The 19196-nt window shown below is 41.7% G+C and carries 15 protein-coding genes and 1 pseudogene; 7 read left to right on the top strand and 9 right to left on the bottom strand.

The features are described from left to right. The first annotated feature begins 349 nt into the window (after nt 1-349). Complete coding sequence (locus CAG57_RS07085) at nt 350-889, top strand: GNAT family N-acetyltransferase (protein WP_161433983.1); 540 nt, start codon at nt 350-352, stop codon at nt 887-889. A gap of 22 nt (nt 890-911) precedes the next feature. Here CAG57_RS07085 and CAG57_RS07080 read toward each other — a convergent pair. After that, nucleotides 912-1553 (bottom strand): annotated as a pseudogene (locus CAG57_RS07080) (IS110 family transposase); the annotation flags it as partial. Between the two features lie 148 nt (nt 1554-1701). On the opposite strand from CAG57_RS07080, the gene CAG57_RS07070 reads away from it, so the two are divergent. Continuing rightward, entirely contained in the window at nt 1702-1950 is a 249-nt protein-coding gene (locus CAG57_RS07070) for a hypothetical protein (RefSeq protein ID WP_161433980.1), read from the top strand. Nucleotides 1951-2101: 151 nt separating this feature from the next. On the opposite strand, the gene CAG57_RS07065 is transcribed toward CAG57_RS07070, so the two are convergent. Then, a complete protein-coding gene (locus CAG57_RS07065; RefSeq protein WP_161433978.1) occupies nt 2102-2392 on the bottom strand; it encodes a type II toxin-antitoxin system RelE/ParE family toxin in 291 nt (96 codons plus the stop codon). Continuing rightward, a complete protein-coding gene (locus tag CAG57_RS07060) occupies nt 2385-2606 on the bottom strand; it encodes a TA system antitoxin ParD family protein (RefSeq protein WP_105977314.1) in 222 nt (73 codons plus the stop codon). Before CAG57_RS07060 ends, CAG57_RS07065 begins: the two co-directional genes overlap by 8 nt. Nucleotides 2607-2770: 164 nt before the next feature. Between CAG57_RS07060 and CAG57_RS07055 the strand changes: the two genes are divergently transcribed. After that, complete coding sequence (locus CAG57_RS07055) at nt 2771-3442, top strand: hypothetical protein (RefSeq protein WP_161427662.1); 672 nt, start codon at nt 2771-2773, stop codon at nt 3440-3442. 618 nt (nt 3443-4060) lie between these two features. Here the strand turns inward: CAG57_RS07055 and CAG57_RS07050 are convergent. The 6 genes from CAG57_RS07050 to fruB form a co-directional block, all read right to left on the bottom strand. Continuing rightward, a complete protein-coding gene (locus CAG57_RS07050) occupies nt 4061-5269 on the bottom strand; it encodes an IS4 family transposase (RefSeq protein ID WP_161427661.1) in 1209 nt (402 codons plus the stop codon). 376 nt (nt 5270-5645) lie between these two features. Beyond that, nucleotides 5646-6839, bottom strand: coding sequence for a hypothetical protein (locus tag CAG57_RS07045; RefSeq protein WP_161433976.1), 1194 nt, complete (start codon nt 6837-6839; stop codon nt 5646-5648). 407 nt (nt 6840-7246) lie between these two features. Further along, entirely contained in the window at nt 7247-7666 is a 420-nt protein-coding gene (locus CAG57_RS07040) for a universal stress protein (RefSeq protein ID WP_099611327.1), read from the bottom strand. A 521-nt stretch (nt 7667-8187) separates the two neighbouring features. Then, nucleotides 8188-9924, bottom strand: coding sequence for a PTS fructose transporter subunit IIBC (gene fruA / locus CAG57_RS07035; protein ID WP_161426858.1), 1737 nt, complete (start codon nt 9922-9924; stop codon nt 8188-8190). Nucleotides 9925-9942: 18 nt separating this feature from the next. Continuing rightward, the gene (pfkB, locus tag CAG57_RS07030) at nt 9943-10896 is read right to left on the bottom strand and encodes a 1-phosphofructokinase (RefSeq protein ID WP_161426859.1); all 954 of its coding nucleotides are present in this window, start codon (nt 10894-10896) and stop codon (nt 9943-9945) included. A gap of 10 nt (nt 10897-10906) precedes the next feature. Then, complete coding sequence (gene fruB, locus CAG57_RS07025) at nt 10907-12052, bottom strand: fused PTS fructose transporter subunit IIA/HPr protein (RefSeq protein WP_161426860.1); 1146 nt, start codon at nt 12050-12052, stop codon at nt 10907-10909. A gap of 189 nt (nt 12053-12241) precedes the next feature. Between fruB and cra the strand changes: the two genes are divergently transcribed. The 4 genes from cra to CAG57_RS07005 all read left to right on the top strand — a co-directional run. Then, nucleotides 12242-13354 carry a catabolite repressor/activator gene (gene cra / locus CAG57_RS07020; protein ID WP_099611324.1) on the top strand — a complete coding sequence of 371 codons (1113 nt, stop codon included), beginning with the start codon at nt 12242-12244 and terminating at the stop codon, nt 13352-13354. Nucleotides 13355-13496: 142 nt separating this feature from the next. After that, nucleotides 13497-14639, top strand: a complete 1143-nt coding sequence (locus CAG57_RS07015; RefSeq protein ID WP_099611323.1) for an exonuclease SbcCD subunit D — start codon at nt 13497-13499, stop codon at nt 14637-14639. Nucleotides 14640-14641: 2 nt separating this feature from the next. Continuing rightward, complete coding sequence (locus tag CAG57_RS07010; RefSeq protein ID WP_161426861.1) at nt 14642-17686, top strand: AAA family ATPase; 3045 nt, start codon at nt 14642-14644, stop codon at nt 17684-17686. 34 nt (nt 17687-17720) lie between these two features. Beyond that, on the top strand, nt 17721-19196 hold a 1476-nt coding region (locus tag CAG57_RS07005), incomplete at its 3' end, for a sensor histidine kinase (protein ID WP_161439514.1).

Genomic DNA, 19196 nt, shown 5'->3' with positions numbered 1-19196 from the left:
TCCTTGTTCTTCGGGTCTTTGCTCCTGAGCTTTATTGGTAAAGCTAGTTTGCGATAAGTTTAGTGGCAGTCATTTTTTCTTTGAACTAGGGCTCGCAGTTTCGTCGTTACCACGCAAATTCTACTGGGTTACTGCTAACTTTTCATGTAAGTTAAACGGTATTTGGCAATGCTATTCTTTGTAATGCTTTGAAATGGTTAGCAAAGTTACATAACAAAGCATTCAAGAGGGACAGTCAACGCTTGGCATTTTTGGTTTGGTTGAGCATTTGAGGTTACGGCTGGCTAGTTTGAGCGCAGTAGTTTGCGTTGCCTGCCCCTTAATGCGGCGTTATGTGCTCGGAGGGAGAATGATAGATACGGAAAGAACTCGAATAGAAGTGATGTCCAAGAAGCATGCTTCAAGTATGCTGACATACCAACTCGAAAATCGTGAGCACTTAGCTCCATGGTCACCACTTCGTACAGATGAATTTTATACTTTAGATAACTGGTTGTCTCAGTGTGAAGCCAGTGAATCGGCGTTCGAGAAAGGTAGTGAAGTTAAGTTTGTAGCTTTGGACAAAGATACCGATGAAATTGTTGGTGTTTGTAGTTTCACGGGTATAGCTCGTGGTGTTTTTCAGGCGTGCTTTTTAGGTTACTCCATTGCCAAAAAATTTGAAGCTCAAGGTTATATGACCGAAATACTGCAAGCGTCGATAAGTTACATGTTTGACGTTGTTGGTCTGAACCGAGTAATGGCGACTTACATGCCAAATAATATAGCGAGTGAAAAAGTGCTTCTTAAACTCGGTTTCGAGAAAGAAGGTCTGGCTAGAAAATACTTAAAAATTGCAGGTAAATGGGAAGATCATACCCTAACGTTCAAACTTAACGAACGCACATAACAAGAGACTATGGCGTCAAGAGTTAATTTTTGGCGTTGTTTGCATCCCACATACAGCCGTCTCTGAGCATAGAATTTAGGATAACTACCATCTTTCTGACGCAAGCAATGATCGCTACTTTTTTAGGTTTGCCTGCGGCTAATAACTTTTGATAGCGCTGTTTAAAAACAGGGTTACATTGCATTGCAGACATCATGGCCATGTACAAAACCGTCCTGACTTGCATGCGTCCACCTTTTATCATTCTCTTGCCCTTATAACTGCCGCTTTCTCGAGTAATGGGAGCGACACCGATTAATGAAGCCGCTTGTTTGTTGGTGATGTAGCCCAGCTCAGGGACGTTACTGATGATGGAGGCTGCCGCAATTTTTCCGATGCCAGGTACGCTCTGTAATAGCTCATTTTTGGCTTGGTAATCAGGGCATGTCTCGATGAGTTTTTCGATTCTAGTCTCAATATTTTCTATCTGTTTTTTGAGCATGGTAAGTAGTGATTTAATCGATGATGCAACAGATTTAGGCATGATTTGAGAGCGGTTCTTTTCCATGGTTTGCATGGTCAATAACTGGTTGCGTCTTGTCACTAAGTCACTCATTAAACGAATGTTTTCACTTTTTAATTGTGTAAGTTTCGGTTTAATCGCTTCCGCGTAATGGGCAATAAGAGCGTTTAAGAGTGATTCGCAACGCGTGGCATTTTTACTATGCATTGTTTTTAGTGGTTAAGGTGGTATGCGGTAGCATCGGTATTGCGTTGCTCACACCTTAACAGGGCGTTAGGTATTCTAAGTTTACAATACAAAAGGAGTTTTGATGGAAGAATTAACCGTAATTCATTGTTCACAAGCTTATCGGTTTATTGGAGAGCTACTAGGCAAAAATCGTAATACTTCAATGTATAAAACTATTGATGGTAAATTCATTATCTTTGGAAAATGGAAAGATGACGAAGGTTCAATAAGTACTTACAACACTGAGGCTGGTTTGATAGACGATGGTGAGCCTCAGTGGATTTTATGGGCTGGTTTAGATTTACCAGAAGATAAAGTGACCAGATTGTAGATTGGGAACAAATACCTACAAAGCGTTAAAGAGGGATTCGCAACGCACGGCATTTTTGTTGTGCGGTTGGTTTTTGTGGTTACGGTGTTATGCGTTAAGCTTTGGTGTTGCGTTGCTCACCCCTTAACGCGGCGTTATGATTCATTCAGATTCAGTAAAACAACTTTACATCACGATAGAAGTTTTCGTGTGAACCAAGCGTTATCAATTCGAGTGTAACGGTGCCATCTTGGTAGCTGTAACCGAGCAGAGTCAATTGTTTTACCATCTTAAATTTATAGACTCTAAGAAAGGATAAATCACCTTTCTTTTGTTCGCCTAAAAGCGGGTTCTCAATCAGTGCTTTGACGGCATTATCGAGATCCACTTTTTGATTTTGGTGCAGTTTTTTGACTGTTTTTTTGAATGATGGAGTCTGAAGAACCTGTGTTATTTTAGCCAAAGTTGTAAGCCTCAAGTTTACCTGCTTCTTTTTCAGCTTTAGCAATAATGGCTTGTCTCACAAATTCATAAGGCAGATCTGGATTGTCTTCCATCATTTCGCCGATTTTAGCCCAATGCTCAATTTGCTTAGGCGTTGTACGATTCAGAGCTTTAGCCATGATAGCTGCTTTATCGACGAGTTCTTGATCAAGACGTATGCTTGCAGTTGACATAATATAATCCTCTTGTAAGTTATTAAATAATTGTAGCGTAATGCTACATAGGTAGCAATGTGAATCATAACAAGCATTAAAGGAGGACAGTCAACGCTTGGCAGTTTTGGTTTGGTTTAACATTTGAGGTTACGGTTGGCTAGTTTAAGTTCAAAGGATTGTTTATGAACAAGATATTTGGAATTATTTCTTTAGTGGTAGTGGTATCATTCTTTTTTGTAGTAAGTGTTGCTGGTGAAAACAGTCGCGCAGACGAGATTATAGGTGAATTATTTATCAAGCTTAAAAAGGAAGACTTCTCAAGCGAATGCATTAAGATTGTTACTGATAACGCCCAAAACTTCGATTCATACTGTGATCAAGATATGTTTGTTTTCACTGTTAGCTTGCTGAAGAGATTTGATTTATTTAACGGTAGCAATTTTTCCATCAATCTCAAAAAAGAAAATTATTGGTTTCCTTTTATCAATAATCAAGGGATAAGGGTTAGCTTAAACCTGTCACAGACTGAGAAAAGTAGTTTTTTTAAGCTATCAAATGATCTCGACTATGTAACCGATCTATTTGTGATTAAGCGGACTGGTTTTAAGTGGAAGATAGATTCGATCACTATAAATGAACCCGAGTTAGCAACAATTTTTAACGAAACTAGGAAGCAAATCGATTTTAAAAAGTACCTTGTCCAGTTAGATTCTGGCTATCAAATAAATGAAATAATCATAAATGAAGGGGAATTTACTGATATCGACAAGCTATTACTTAAATTCAGCGTAGAAAAACTGCTCAAGCATTTCGAGTCCGAAAAAACCAACAAACTGCTTAAGAAGGATTCGTAATGTATAGCATTTTCAGCATGAGATGAGTTTCGTGACTACGATGGTATGCGGTAGCTTTTTCAGTACATGACTCACCCCTTAAGCGGGTATTATGATTCTTTGAAATTGAGGTAAGTTTTGGACATAGATAAGCGAGTAGAGTATTACGAGAAATATTACTGGTTTGAGCTTGAGAGACGCGAGACGTTAAATTCCAGACTCAATATGCCGATGTGGTCATAGTTGCTAGCTTTGGCCTTATTGGTTATCTGCTCAAAATGCCTTCCGTCGAATTTTTGGAAATACATACCAGCATTTAAGGCAGATTCCACACGCTCGGCATTTTGAACTTACTTCAGTTTTAGTCTATACGACACAATACGTTAAGTGCAGTGGTCTGCGTGACTCACTACCTAACTCGGCGTTATAAGCACTGGGGACAAAAGTGGTATTATACACATTTCAAACAGTTAACTTGAATTCACTTGCAGCACTAAAGAAGCACTCCTTATACTTGTCACTTGATAAGTTTAACAACGCGACAGAAAAAATGTTTGGACTTTTGCCCAGTGATACTCCTGTAATTATCGACTGTGTACCAGATATTGAAAAGTTAAAGCAATGCTCTGAGGGATCCCCTCATAAATCTGCCAGTGCATAGCCACCTTTTAATAGTTGCTTAGCTAGAACCACCGCCGCAGCTAAGAGCTGTTGAGTTGTTATCTCGTAGTCTGGTCGCCTGAGGACTTCCATTCCTAATCGAATGGTAGACAGGACATTTCTATTTCTGACTGTATTCGCTTGAAAGTGCCTTTCCCATCCTTGGCTTTGCGCATGTATCCCTGCCAGCCAAAACATAAGTTGCAGCATTAGGGCTATCAGCAAAATAATATCGAACCTTTTGGGACAACTAGTGCGACTTTGACGTAGGCCTAATCCGTAAGCGGGACTCTTTAAGTCTCGGAAGGTTTCTTCTATCTCCATACGCTTTGCGTAAAGCTTCACCAACTGCTTGGGAGTACGTGCCGCCGTCGGTAAGTTAGTTGCCAATACCCATGGTTCCTTTGCTGAGTCAGAGTACACCTTGGGCGATGGATGGTGACAGTTTGTTCGGGTAGAACGTTGATTCTTGCGGCCTTTAGGTAATGCTCTATACAGCGCTATTTGGCAGTTGATGGCATTACTTTTGGTCAGTTTTTGATAACCAAGACTTTTGGCTCTGCTAGAGGCTTTGCTATGTAAGCTACTGACTGGCTGCCAATTTTCGGCACCGAGTTCAGCAAATTGTACTTTACCTCTTACTCGACTCAACCAGTACCATCCGTGCTCTTCAACAGATTTGTACCATGGCACTTTAAATCCAGCATCACTAATAATGAGAGGGGTCACACAGGAAGGTAAAATACTTGCCAGGTCAGATAGAAACTGGTCATGAGCAGACTTAGAACACTGCTTTGAAAGTGGAAAGGCCTTTTCATATAAAGTGACCGAACGCCCTTGTAGTGCCACAGATGCACGAAGCACCATAAGTCTCTTGTGTTCACGGATATCAGACCAATCGACGAGAACCACGGGCATGGGATTGCCCGCACAGATAAAGCTAGCGTGCCAACGGTAAACGGCGAGTCTCTCTTGATGCAGATGATGATTACCTAAAAGACGATCCATTCGCTTTATGTTGTGCTTAGTTCTCGCTTGGCAGGGTAAGTTGCGGCCAAGTTCGGTGAGCGTAAGAGTTTTGCTATCAAGCAAAGCTCGGCAAGCTAGCATCAAGCTATTAAGTCGTTTTAAGTGCAGTTCAGGGCAGAATTGGTAGAGAGATTCATGTAAAATATTGAATTCGCACATCTTGTTGTTTGGTTGTTGTTTTTTGGCGAAATCATTTGATCACATGACAAGATGTGCATCTACCTTAACTTAATGATTTTTATCTAAATCATCAGGGGATTCCTCAGAGCAATGCTCTATATGGCGACCGACGAAAAAGGTAAGGATGTCGAAGAAAAATAACGAATGTGGACTCATTACGAAGATCAATTGTCAGGAATCTGCTTCGTTTTTAATGAGCCACTGCTAAAAATAGTCTTGAGCGAAACGATTGTTTATTACATCAAAAGTTACCTACGGCTATCCAAAATGAGCAATTCGTTGGTGAGTATATGGGATTAGAAAGTGTTGCTGGCCTGTTTTTGAAACTCGTGTGGTATGGAATAGCAAAAACAACTCAATAAGCACTTTGCCTCGCCTTCCAAATTTGAAATAGCATGTCTTTGTATTCTTTATCTGACATAGATAAAAAATCGATTCTATTGCCAGCTTCAGTTGATTCTAATCTCTGTGTCGTTGAATCTAAATGTCGGCACGCCTGCAACGCAAGACACTGTGGTAACGGTAATGTAACATTCATAAAGGCTATCAAAGTATCCATTAACTCTTTGGTACTTTGCCTGTCAGAATGCGTTGTCCAAGGAGGATTAAAACTAATAATGTCTTCCACTTTCCAGTGTGGTGAATAGCGATGAATCATATAAGGAATATAGGAAGGGCTGCGATCGGCCTGCCCGGAACCAGGCTGGTATCTCACATACATATTAAATTCTGAAAAAGGATAACTCCATAATTGATTTCCTGATGGATCAAACTTGCTTACTTGCCCAGTATGTCGGTTGTATTCATAAAGTTTTACCTGCTTTTCTCTAGCGTATATAAAACGTCCAGAAAACAACAATAACGTTTGTAATACCAGTAACAGAATATAAGGAGGAAGGAATACATCTTCATGAATCATCTGCATAATATAAGACCAGCCAAGCAGTGGAAAAATGATAAAATTAGCCTTCCTACATATTTTAAGCCACTTTTTAAAACGAGTGGTCGAATAATCATAAACGGTTAATTTTATATGGTTCCAATCAAAAAACGTGCGTCCAAATTTATCCGCCATTCCTCGTTGCTTCCAAACGCTCGGAGTTAATTCCATAAAACCCATTGTAGTAGTGGGGATACTCATGCCATTATAAACCCACTTATATATCAGCATGGATTGTGTAAAATTATGAGCAAGATCGTCATATTTCATTTCACAATGCTCTCGATGTTTTTTTTGAGTTCGGAATAAAAAGACAGTAATAACGATAAGAATTAGATTAATCAACCAAGCGATAACCAGAGGTTTCATCATTGAATTAATCAGTATACGGTCGACATAAAAACCAGAGCTAAAGAGTAAAATTAATGTAGCAATAATAGAAAGAGTTACCATGATTATAACCAAAACATAGAGACAATTAAGTCCTACACTAAGTTCTTTTAACCAAGGTGGTGTTAGCGGTAATTTAGGTAAATTTGACAAATCTGGTTCATAACAGCCTGGTTGCTTCCCAGTCCACGCAGACTCACTGTATTGATGTTGCAGCATGTTAACTCACAAAAATAATATGATGATAGCAATATATCAAAAATTGAGAAGAGGCTGTCGATTTTTTAACATGACTTTAAATGATTACTTTGTTTTCATTGTCCCCAGAAAGATTGGATCAGATTATGACGAGAAAATGTAGAAACCACTTTAAAGCTAAGGTGGTATTAGCTGCTGATAAACGGCTATTGAGGAGATTGCATCGTATGATTGATGAAACTCACTTTTAGTATCCGTTTATCGGCAACAGGAGTAGGCGAACCAAACTGGTTAGGGCGATAGATAATACCAATCGAAGATGTATCCTTTGGAGTATGCGTAATAAGGGCATCTGAGCAATTCCCTCTAGTGATTACGTGATACCGAAGTTAACGTACCCCTCAATTGGATATTTATTAGGTCAACCGCTACATAGGAACCACCAATATATCTATAGGAGAGTGGTTGATCAGGCTTCTAGAATAAGAAAGTAGTCGACTAACAAAGTCATGGTGATGTCCACAAATGAGTAGATCAAAACCATTCTCATTGATGATCTTTTCTAACTTATTACTTAAATCGCCTGTTCCGACATAAAAGTGTTGGATGGGGAAGTTAGTATATTTTTGCAGCTCCCTTAGACGGTGATTGGAATGCTCCGTTAATGGTCGATGATCAGGATTAGCCTGAATATCTACTAAATCTGGATAGATTTCTCCAATAGCGCCATCAATGTGGATCAGAGAAACATCGGCATTAAGTTGTTTGGCAAATGAAATTGCTTTATCAATAAGTAATTGACTGTCATCAGACAAGTCCAGTGCAACTAAAATATGTTGGTATGCCATGACTACACTCCTGTATTGGGGAAACTACTTTTATCATAATGGTAATGCGAAAAAATAGTGTCGACGTGGTTGCAAAACAGCAAAGTTATTGTTTAATAAACGCGCAATTTAGTGCGCCGAGTCGTTTGACAAGCGTATAAATGAGCAATACTGATTTTTTGTTTCTAAAGCGATTTATTCTTATAACAATAGAAAATGTAGAAAGTGGCTGAAAACATTGAGTTGCGATTCACTAGGGCGTTTTTTCGGAAAATAAAAGGAAAAAGCCAGCGAGAATACGCTCACTGGCGAGGCGTCAATGCATTGCTACGAGTTATATACCCTTCCGACTTGAAGTGGCAGAGGGATTGGCTACATTCTTTCACCCCAATCGCATAGCCTGTCTATGCTCATGGAGATGATGAGAGCCATCCGTGGCTCTCACCAAAGGCCAGTCTACGGCTGTTCAAATTTGTTCCAGACAAATTTGTCACTCACTTGCCGCCTACCTGCAACTCCAAGTTGTTTGGGTATAAAGGAAGTTAAGCAGTCGTGGCAAGTTTATTGTTTGCGCGAGATTTTAGGAAAGCATAGCCAGCGCCTGTTACTAGAGTTCCTGCAGCAATAGCGACTAAGTACATGATTACAGGTGTAATCGCATTTGGAATCATTAACACAAATAAGCCGCCGTGTGGTGCCATTAATTTAGCTCCAAATAACATAGATAATGCACCGGTTAATGCACCGCCCACCATACAGGCAGGAATAACACGCATAGGATCTTTCGCAGCAAAAGGAATGGCACCTTCAGAGATGAAACACAGCCCAAGTACAAATGAAGCTTTTCCTGCTTCACGTTCACCCGCTTCAAATTTGTCTTTAGCAAGAAAAGTGGCTAATCCCATCCCTAGTGCAGGAACCATACCCGCCGCCATGATCGCCGCCATCGGTGCATAGGTTTGTGAAGCCAGCAGGCCGACACCAAAAGTATAGGCTGCTTTATTGACTGGGCCTCCTAAGTCAAAGCACATCATGGCTCCAAGAATAATACCAAGCAATATTGCATTAGTTGAACCCATGCTATTTAGAAACTCTGTCATGGCGGACATAATGCTAGAAACCGGACCTCCGACGATGTAAATCATCACCAAACCCGTGACCAAGCTAGCAATAAAAGGAATGATCAGTATCGGTTTTAATGCTTCCATCGATTGTGGAAGAGAAACATGATCGGAAATCCATTTTGCAGAATAACCTGCGATGAAACCTGCGGCTATTCCACCTAAGAAACCGGCTCCCGTTGAACTTGCTAGCATACCGCCAATTAAACCCGGTGCTAAACCTGGGCGGTCAGCAATAGAGAAGGCAATATAACCAGCGAGAACAGGAATCATTAATGCGAAAGCAGATCCCCCGCCAATAGACATCAACGCCGCGGCAAGTGTGCCTTCCTCTTTGAACGCTTCGATGCCAAAGACGAAAGAAAGGGCGATGATCAAGCCACCAGCAACCACCACGGGTAACATATGTGATACCCCTGTCATGAGGTGTTTATAGACCCCTTTTTTCTCTTCGGTCGTATTATTATTTGTGTTACTTGAGTGCTGATAAACGGTTGCCATTGTAAAGGCTTTATCCATTTCTTCTGCGGTTTTTTTCAATGCAGGCCCCGTTTTGGTGCGGTACATTTTTTTACCATTAAAGCGATCCAACGGCACTTCAATATCAGCAGCAATGATCACTAAGTCAGCTTCAGCAATCTCTTGCGCAGTTAACTGATTTTTTGCCCCTACTGAGCCACGCGTTTCTACTTTGATTTGATGGCCACGACGTTTACCTTCTTCTTCTAGAGCTTCTGCGGCCATAAAGGTATGAGCAACCCCAGTTGGGCATGCGGTAATTGCAACAATTTTTTTCGCAGCATGACTGGTTGTCGCCAGTGATTGGAAAGTGGTGGCTTCTGTAGCTGAAAGCTCTGCGGCTTGTTGGACTGCCATGGTCAGGTAAGCTTTAGGATCGCTCGTACAGGCAGAAATATCACTTTGGTAGACTTTTTTACCAATGAAACGGGTCGTATCAATAGGAGTATTGGTGGCAATAATGACCACGTCAGCTTGTGCAATTTCTGCTTCTGTTAACGTATGGGTTTCTAATACAGTAGAGTGACACTCAACCGTTGCCGTCCAGTTCAATGATTTGGCAGCCTGCTCAAGCAGACCTGCGGCAATAATACTATTGGCAACCCCACTGGGGCATGCGGTAATGATGGCAATATTCATAGTTTCGACCTTCTGTCCTTAATGGTTAGTTTTATGACTAACGGGTTGTAGGTGGATCTCTTTTTGTAGGGAAATTAAGTGTTCAACACTGGGTATACCCACGCCAACTTGCGTCACCGCAAGAGCGGAGAGCGCGGTAGCGAAAGTGATCAGCGATTCTTTTTCCATTGCTTGCATATGGCCCCAGCACAGGCCAGCGACTAAGGTATCGCCCGCACCAACGGTACTAATAACCTCCATTTTGGGCGGTTTAGCATGTAACCATTGCCCTTGATTCAGCCACATGGTGCCTTCGGCCCCCATTGAGACGACGATATTCTCAATACCTTTGTCGGCCAATTGTTCTGCGGCCAGGCGGCAAGCTTCAGGGTTGGGTAATTCACGGCCAACAAATTGGGCCAATTCCTCATCATTAGGCTTGATTAACCAAGGTTTAGCGTCAATGCCAACGGCTAAAGCATCTCGACTGCTATCAAAAAGGACTTTCTTACCTAAAGAGGACAATTTTGCTATCCAAGTGGCGCAAAGCTGAGGGGAAATACCAGAAGGTAAGCTACCCGCTAGCACAAAGTAGTCGTGATCCTCAGCCAGTTGGAATAAGGTTTGTTCAAAGTGAGCAATATCTTGTTCATTGACATGAATGCCGGGGAAGTTGATATCACTGACCTGACCCGATTTTTCGACCAATTTGACATTAATCCGAGTTGCCCCTTGAATACGAATAAATTGATCTTGCGCGCCAATCTGTTCAAAAAATTGGCAAAACATTTCTTGATTATCTAGGCCAAGAAAACCAGTAACGGTAACCTTAGCCCCGAGATCGCTCAGCACTTTAGCAACATTGACGCCTTTACCAGCGGGGTGAAGTGAACCTTGTTTTACCAAACTCACGGAACCGACTTGCAAGGAATCTAGACTGCCAGTCAAATCTAAAGCTGGGTTTAGGGTAATAGTGACCACTTTATTACTCATGACAGGCTCCTTAATGCTCACCAAGACCAGATTTAATGGCGAAACCAATCGACTCAAGCGCTTGGGCTGCATCTGGGCCTTCTGCAGTAAATTGCAACCGATGGCCGTGTTTTACACCCAGCGCAATCACTTTCATTAAACTTTTTGCATTGACGGCTTTACCGTCCCCATCTAAGTTTGAGACCTTAATGTTAGATGTGAATTTTTTCGCTTCAGCGACCAGCATGGCTCCTGGGCGAGCGTGTAATCCGTGTGTGTTGGTGATTTTAAATACCGCACTTTCGCCACCCTCGGTTTCACTGTGTGAGAGCGTTACAGTATTGACTTCTTGTGTGAACAGCGCGATTAATTGCTGAGCATCGGCCTGTAATAGTTTTTCTTGTTGTTGAACAAACACGAGTTGTGTGATCTTATCTAACAAACTGTGATGAGAGGCATTACACGCGGCAATGGCGATTAATGCTTTTACCGGCGTGCCTTGATAGTCGCAGTGATTGGCGGTTGAAACAAAAGACATTCCACTGCGCTTTACCTGTTTATCACTACTGACTAACCAAAGGCCTTTACCTAAATGAGTTGGTTGTTTGGTCACAAGTTCGGCGACAAACTTGCTGTCTGCACAACCTGTATTTTTAAGGAGTCCACCTGCAACGGCACTCATTTGGAGCATATCGCTGGCAGGGAAGAGAAGTTGAATTAAGGATGGATCAAAATCTGCTTCGAATTGCACATCACCATTGAGTAGAGCAATAATATCTGAGGCTTGTTTTGCTTGCTTAAGCTTCTCTTCGACCCCATCAGCAGACAATACTTTAGTTAACTGTTTTAAAATGCCTAAATGTTCATCTGATTTTGCGGCAATTCCAATAGCGACATAAACCGTGTTACCGTCTCCCCAATCGACCCCATGAGGAAAATGATGAACTGCCACACCGGTTTCTTGTACTAAGTCACGGGTATCGATGGTACCGTGTGGAATGGCAATGCCATTACCTAAGAACGTCGAATTTTGTGCTTCACGGTTTAGCATACCTTGGACATAGTTCGATTCGACCAGTTTTTTTTCTGTTAGATCTGCCGCGATAGAACGAATGGCCTCTTGCTTGTTGGATGGCATTTGATCTAAGCGAATATCTTTAGGTGAAAGTTGCAGCATGTTTAGCCCCTTAGCCTATCGAAGGCTTCTTTGTCATCGCACCGAATTTAACAGATCGGTGTGAGGGTTATTTAAATGAGCTGAATCGTTTCAGCTTTAAGTTCAAAAAAATTTAGCAAAACCGTCATTGAGGAAAATAAATCTGTTTTACTAGGTGTAGTCTAAAAAACTCGACTTAGCTATCAGTTTATGTTTTTGCTGAATCCTTTCAGCTTTAATACTGAATCGATTCAGCGTATAATTCAACTCAATTTAGGATCAAAGATTTATTTCTATGATCCTACGCACAGAACTAGAGTAATGGATATGACACTTGATGAAATCGCCAAGTTGGCTGGCGTCTCTAAAACTACCGCCAGTTATGTAATCAATGGCAAAGCGACTAAATACCGAATCAGTGAAAAAACGCAGCAAAAAGTCATGGCAGTGGTTGATCAATATAACTATCGACCCGATTTAGCGGCTTCTTCACTGCGAGCCGGAAATAGCCGCTCATTTGGTTTGATCATCCCAGATCTAGAAAATACCAGTTATGCCAAATTAGCAAAATTGCTAGAGCAAAACTCACGACAAGCTGGCTACCAAATTTTAATCGGTTGTTCGGATGACGATGCAGCTATTGAAAAAAACGTCGCGCAGGCTTTGGTTTCTCGCCGCATTGATGCACTATTTGTTGCTAGTAGTATGCCTGATGCCAGTGAATTCTATTGTAAAATGCAGCGGGCTGGGACGCCTGTGATTGCGATTGACCGTCCTTTAGATGACGAATATTTTCCCTGTGTGATCAGTGAAGACTTTGGCGCTGCGTTTGAATTAACCCAATCCGTATTAAGTGAGTCGGTCATAACGGTTGGGTTGATTGGAGCCTTGCCAGAACTTAGTATTTCTCAGGAACGCCAGCTAGGTTTTGAATCTGCGTTAAAAGCAGAAAATAAGCAAGCCTTACTAGGGTATGGCGAGCACTTTAATCGTCAAGAAGGGCGAAGGATTTTTGAACAGTGGCGAAGAGAAGGGACGATGCCGGATGCCATCGTCTCGACCTCATATACCTTATTAGAAGGTATTTTGGATGTGCTTTTGGAATACCCAGAATTGATGGATAAGTTGCATCTAGCTACTTTTGGCGATAATCGGCTGCTGGATTTTTTACCGATAAAAATCAACTCATTACCTCAGCAGTTTGAACTTATAGCGGACAGTGCTTTAGCACTGGCACTTAATGCTTCAGCCAAACGTTATGCCACGGGTATTGAACTGATACCAAGAAAGCTCAAGGTTCGTCGTGAGCTGATGCCTTTATGAGATAGTTTTATTTGTGGTTGACGCATTTTTTAGATAAGTGACGCGCTAATGTCGATCAATTGTGCGGGGGATTGTTCCTAGCATCTTGAAGTTAGTTAGGTATATCATAGTGTTATTATCCCTATTGGCTTATAGGCTTGGAATGAAGTTTTTGCACACCTCTGATTGGCATTTAGGTCGTCAATTTCATAACGTATCATTGCTTGATGATCAACGACATGTTCTTAATCAAATGATTCAATACATGGAGCAATATCCAGTAGACGCGTTGGTGGTGTCAGGTGATGTGTATGACCGTTCTGTTCCACCGACCGCAGCGATTGAATTATTGGATGAGGTCGTCAGCAAAGTCTGTGGACAACAGGGTATTCCGGTGATCATGATTCCGGGTAATCATGATGGTGCTAAGCGTTTGGGGTTTGCGGCCAAACAGATGCAATCATCCGGTTTACATATCATCAGTAACTTTTCTCAGATGCTCACACCTGTGGTGCTGAAGTCTGAGCAGGCTGGAGAAGTGGCGTTTTATGGTATGCCGTATAATGACCCTGAATTAGTCCGAGATGCGTTTCAAAATAAAGTCAGCAGCCATGATGAAGCCCACCAATATCTTTGCAAACGTATAGTTGAACAGTTTGATTCGTCACAGCGGCATGTATTGATTAGTCACTGTTTTGTTGATGGTGCAATGGAGTCTGAATCTGAACGGCCACTTTCTATTGGTGGTTCAGACCGAGTTAATCATGAACATTTTTTACCTTTTGATTATGTGGCATTAGGGCATTTGCACCAGCCTCAGCAGAAAGGACAAGACTTTATCCGTTACAGTGGATCTTTGCTGAAGTACAGCTTTTCGGAGCAACATCAAAAAAAAGGCATGACTCTGGTTGAGTTGAATAAAGAGGGATTTGTCTCGGCGCAGCACCTTCCTCTATCATCTCGCTATGATATGCGTATTGTCGAGGGAGAGCTAGCCGACTTAATTGAACAAGGGCGACACGACCCTAACCATGAAGATTATCTTTTGGTTCGCCTGATGGATAAACACGCGATCCTTGATCCGATGGAAAAATTACGCCAAGTCTATCCTCATGTTCTGCACTTAGAAAAGCCTGGCATGTTGATGGATGCCGATCAAGCCATGGGACGTGCGCGATTAGCACGAGGCGAAATGGACATGTTTCGGGATTTTTTCTTGGAAGCTAAGCAAGAGCCATTATCTGAGCCTCAAGTACTTGCTATTTCTGATGTTATTCAATCACTGAAGCATAAGGAGCTTTTGTAATTATGCGACCGATTCAATTGACGCTCCAAGCCTTTGGTCCTTTTGCAACTCAACAAATTATCGACTTTAGTCAGTTTGGCCATGCGCCGCTGTTCCTGATAAATGGCCCAACAGGAGCAGGGAAAAGCTCAATTTTGGATGCGATTTGTTATGCCTTATATGGTGAAACAACAGGTAGTGAGCGTTCAGGTGATCAAATGCGCTGCGACTATGCGCCTAATTCACTCTTAACGGAAGTTCAGTTTATTTTTGAGCTAAACCAACGCCGTTTTATGATCACGCGCAGCCCAGATCAAGAAGTGGCGAAACAGCGTGGGGAAGGAACAACCAAAAAAAATCATGCCGCCAGTTTGGTTGAACGGCTCGATTCGGGAGAAGAAAAACTCATTGCGCATCGCCCAACCCCAGTCAGTAAAGCGATGTTGCAATTAATTGGGCTTGATGTGAAGCAGTTTCGTCAAGTGATGGTGATTCCGCAAGGAAAGTTTCGAGAGCTGTTGATTGCTAACTCAAAGGAACGTGAACAAATTTTTGGTCAGCTATTTCAAACTCAGATTTATGCGCAAATTGAACGAGAGCTACTTGAGCGCGCGTCGGATATCCGTAAACGAAAAGAACAGTTTGATCATCAGATCAAAGGAGCATTAGATGTGACGTCACTGAGTAGTGAGGAAGCATTACAAGCGGAAATTTTGACGATTCAGCCTTTAGTACAACAAAGTGAGCAAGCATATCAAACATCACAAAAGCAACTCGAAGCTTTAAAGCAACAATGGAATGAGGCACAAGAGCTGCAAAAGCAATTTAGCCAGCAAACACAGCTTGAAATAGAAAAAACGGCCATGCTTGCTCAGCAACCCGAAATTGAGGCTTTGCGTAAGCGTTTACAACAAGCCCAAAAAGCGGCTCGTCTTGATTTACCCTATCAACAACATTGTGAAGCTCAGCGTCAACTTGACTTAGCTAAGCAAGCTCAAGTCGCTAAGCAGCAAGCCTTTTCTTTGGCCGAAAAGCAGTTAGAAGAGGCAACGCTGGCTTATCAACAGGCGGCGAAGTCTGCGGAGCAAGTAGAACCGCTAAGTCAACAACGTTATCAATTAGAAGGGATTGGTAAAAAATTTGCTGCGCTAGAAGAACAGAAAAAGCTTCACCACAAAGCAAAGCAGCAATACGTAGCGGCTCAAAAAAGTATCGAGCAAGTTCAACTTAAAGTACAAACGCTTGAAACGCAGTTACACGTTCAGCGCGAACAATTAGATACAGTTTACCAACGAAAGGGCCGTTTAGAAGCCAAGCTCCTAACCCAAGCACAAGTAAACGATCACATTGCGTTACGTCGTAAGCAATCCGCATTCGTTCAGCAAAAACAGGAAAAGACTGAGCAATTTAATCTGGTTGAGAGCGGTTATCAAGCAGCACAAACGGATGCTAAGTTGGCAAGGCGGCAAGCGGATCACTTAGAACTGTGCTGGCATACTAACCAAGCGGCAGAGTTGGCTCAAAGATTAAACGACGGTGAGGCTTGCCCAGTCTGTGGCAGTCAAACCCACCCCAATATTGCCCAGTTTTCTGGTGACGTTGTCACTAAAGAGCAGGTAAGACAAGCCAGAGACGGGCAGAAAAAAGCAGAAGCCAGTGAAGTTGAGTGGCTAAAGCAATACCAGCAAGTAAAAAGTGAGCTGAGCTATTTTGAAAAAGAATGGCAGCAACTCGCTGAGTTGATAGCAGATAAACAGATCGCCGATTTAACCGTATTGCAAGAGCAGGATAAACAGCTCACTCAAGAAATTGAGCAGCTTTCTCAATTAAATCCTCAGCAACTTGAAGTCAAAATTACCCAGTTAGAGCAAGAGCTACGCACAACTCAGGCTCAAGCTGAGCAGCAAAAGAGTGCGCTAGAGCATCTGAAACAGCTGGAAATTGAAGCGCACACTCAAGTCACCAGTTTACAAGCGGAAATCAGTAGTGACTTTACTCATGTCGATCAGGTAAGAGAACAGTACTCTGCTGTTCATCAGCAGATACAAACGCTACAGCAAGCGGAGCAATTGGCAAGAACTCACTTAACACAAATGCAAACTCAGTACTCTGCCGCACAATCGTCGCTAATCGGTACGAATGAGCAATGTACAAGATGGACAAAAGCGTGGCAACGCACACTGCAAGAATGGCAGGTGGCGTTAAGCCAAAGTCCTTTTGACAGTCAAGAGCATTATTTGCAGGCGCGGATTGATGATGCCTCCATCAGCACCATAGAGGGCGACATCCGTCAATTTGAGCATCGATGGTCTACACTACAAGGCAAATTAGAAAGTTTACAACAGACATTAGCTAATAAGCAGCCACCACAATCAGCTGAGATTCAAGCTAGGATAGACCTTCAAGAAAGTGAGGTATCGGCTAAGCTCAAAACGTTTACTCAACATCGCTCTCGACTTGATAGCTTACAACAAGTGAGTGAGAAACTGGTCCGATTGTATGAACAAAATGCTGCACTCGAAAAAGAATATCAAATTTACGGAACGCTCAGCGATATTGCTAATGGCCGAACAGGAGCGAAAGTGAGCTTACATCGCTTTGTGTTAGGCGTATTGCTCGAAGATGTTCTACTGCAGGCCTCACAGCGCTTACAACGAATGAGTAAAGGACGTTATTGGCTTAAACGTAAGGAGGAGCGGGCGAAAGGGAACGCGGGCTCAGGCCTCGACTTAATGGTGGAAGATGCGTATACCGGAAAATGGCGTGATGTTGCGACATTATCAGGCGGAGAATCTTTTATGGCGGCACTATCACTCGCCTTGGGGTTATCCGATGTGGTGCAATCTTATAGCGGCGGTATTCGCCTAGAAACCTTATTTATTGATGAAGGATTCGGCAGTTTAGATCCTGAATCTTTGGATTTGGCGATTCAAACCTTGATCGATTTACAACAAGGGGGGCGTTGTATTGGCATTATTTCTCATGTGGCTGAATTAAAAGAGCAAATTGCATTAAGATTGGATGTTGAGACATCTGTTCGCGGCAGTAACATTAAACTTATTGTATAGTGGTACTACTTGCTCACTCGTACTGGCGAATAATATGGATGCAATAAAAAAAATATACCAATATGCGGAGCCAAACCTAACGTTAGTTGGATGGATGGGGCTGATCGGTTTTCCTATCTATTATTATGTATGGGCCTACCTTTTTCCGCAGCCGTATGAGTCTTTAGCACTGCGTAGTTTTTGTTCACTGTTATTTGCTGGCATTGCCTTTCGGCACGCTTTTCCTAAGGTATTACACCGTTATTTACCGTATTATTACCTTGTGTCTATTGGCTTTTGCTTACCTTTTTTCTTTTTTTATATGATGTTAATGAATGGCTGGTCAACCGAATGGGCGATGTCTTTCATGGCTTCTATCTTCTTACACATTTTGTTGGTACATGAAACCAAAGTGATGTTAATTCAAGCGTTAATTGCATCATTAATGGCTTATTTTTCTGCCTATTATGTGATGAATACCGAGCCGAGTCAGCCCATTTCATTAACTTATATTCCGATCTTTATCTTTACCTATGTATTTGGCAACTTGTTCTATTTTCGTAATCAGGTATCTCATGAAAGTAAAGTCTCAATTGCGAAATCTTTTGGGGCTGGCATTGCCCATGAAATGCGTAATCCATTGAGTGCGTTAAAATCATCAGTAGATGTATTACGTTCTATATTGCCTACGACTCAATCCTCAACGGCTAATTATACATTAACGGCTCAAGAATTAGAGCAGCTACATGAAATTCTTACTAATGCCGATGAGGTGATTCATTCAGGTAATGAGACAATCGATTTATTATTGACCTCGATTGATGAGAATCGAGTTTCTACCTCAACTTTTAAAAAGCATTCAGCGAAAGCGATAGTCAACAATGCAATCCGCTCTTTTTCTTACCCCAAAGCGTTGGATAAATCGATGTTAAAAGTCACCATCGAGCATGAGTTTGATTTTTTAGGGAGTGACACGCTACTTAAATTTGCGTTATATAACTTGTTAAAAAATGCATTTTATTATCAAAACAGTGACCACTTTCAGGTTGATATTGAGTTAAAACGGCAAGATGGCGACAACCTGATAGTAGTCAGAGATAATGGCATTGGAATTGCCCCTGATCAGCTAGATGAAATTTTTAAAGATTTTTATACTTTTGGTAAAAATAATAGTTATGGACTGGGGCTACCTTTTTGCCGAAAAGTCATGCGTTCGTTTGCTGGTAGTATTGATTGCCGTTCAGTTTTGGGAGAATGGACGGAGTTTATTTTAACTTTTCCTGATTATTTTTCTGATCAAGTGAAGCAACTTAAGCTTGATTTAATGAAATCTAAGTCAGTACTTTATATTGGTCAGGCGGAAGTTATTTACCATCACTTACTTGAACAAGCATTTTATCAAGGTTTTTCGATGCATATAATAAGCCTCGAAGAGGCGATTCATCGAGAAGAGTTTGAATTTGAATTTGATGTTATATTAGTAAACCTTGAAAAATTATCATCGCAATGGGATAAATTGAATATATTAGAG

The sequence above is a fragment of the Vibrio sp. V30_P3S12P165 genome, assembly GCF_009904905.1.
Lineage (GTDB): Bacteria > Pseudomonadota > Gammaproteobacteria > Enterobacterales > Vibrionaceae > Vibrio > Vibrio fujianensis.
Note: the sequence above shows the minus strand (reverse complement) of the source record. Positions and strands in the feature narration are given on the sequence as shown.

What these genes read in the sequence shown, in the direction of transcription:
- fruA (WP_161426858.1), bottom strand. Translation starts at nt 9,924, where the DNA reads ATGAATATTGCCATCATTACCGCATGCCCCAGTGGGGTTGCCAATAGT.
- CAG57_RS07055 (WP_161427662.1), top strand. Translation starts at nt 2,771, where the DNA reads ATGAACAAGATATTTGGAATTATTTCTTTAGTGGTAGTGGTATCATTC.
- CAG57_RS07015 (WP_099611323.1), top strand. Translation starts at nt 13,497, where the DNA reads ATGAAGTTTTTGCACACCTCTGATTGGCATTTAGGTCGTCAATTTCAT.
- cra (WP_099611324.1), top strand. Translation starts at nt 12,242, where the DNA reads ATGTTTTTGCTGAATCCTTTCAGCTTTAATACTGAATCGATTCAGCGT.
- CAG57_RS07085 (WP_161433983.1), top strand. Translation starts at nt 350, where the DNA reads ATGATAGATACGGAAAGAACTCGAATAGAAGTGATGTCCAAGAAGCAT.
- CAG57_RS07040 (WP_099611327.1), bottom strand. Translation starts at nt 7,666, where the DNA reads ATGGCATACCAACATATTTTAGTTGCACTGGACTTGTCTGATGACAGT.
- CAG57_RS07045 (WP_161433976.1), bottom strand. Translation starts at nt 6,839, where the DNA reads ATGCTGCAACATCAATACAGTGAGTCTGCGTGGACTGGGAAGCAACCA.
- fruB (WP_161426860.1), bottom strand. Translation starts at nt 12,052, where the DNA reads ATGCTGCAACTTTCACCTAAAGATATTCGCTTAGATCAAATGCCATCC.
- CAG57_RS07060 (WP_105977314.1), bottom strand. Translation starts at nt 2,606, where the DNA reads ATGTCAACTGCAAGCATACGTCTTGATCAAGAACTCGTCGATAAAGCA.
- CAG57_RS07010 (WP_161426861.1), top strand. Translation starts at nt 14,642, where the DNA reads ATGCGACCGATTCAATTGACGCTCCAAGCCTTTGGTCCTTTTGCAACT.
- CAG57_RS07070 (WP_161433980.1), top strand. Translation starts at nt 1,702, where the DNA reads ATGGAAGAATTAACCGTAATTCATTGTTCACAAGCTTATCGGTTTATT.
- CAG57_RS07050 (WP_161427661.1), bottom strand. Translation starts at nt 5,269, where the DNA reads ATGTGCGAATTCAATATTTTACATGAATCTCTCTACCAATTCTGCCCT.
- pfkB (WP_161426859.1), bottom strand. Translation starts at nt 10,896, where the DNA reads ATGAGTAATAAAGTGGTCACTATTACCCTAAACCCAGCTTTAGATTTG.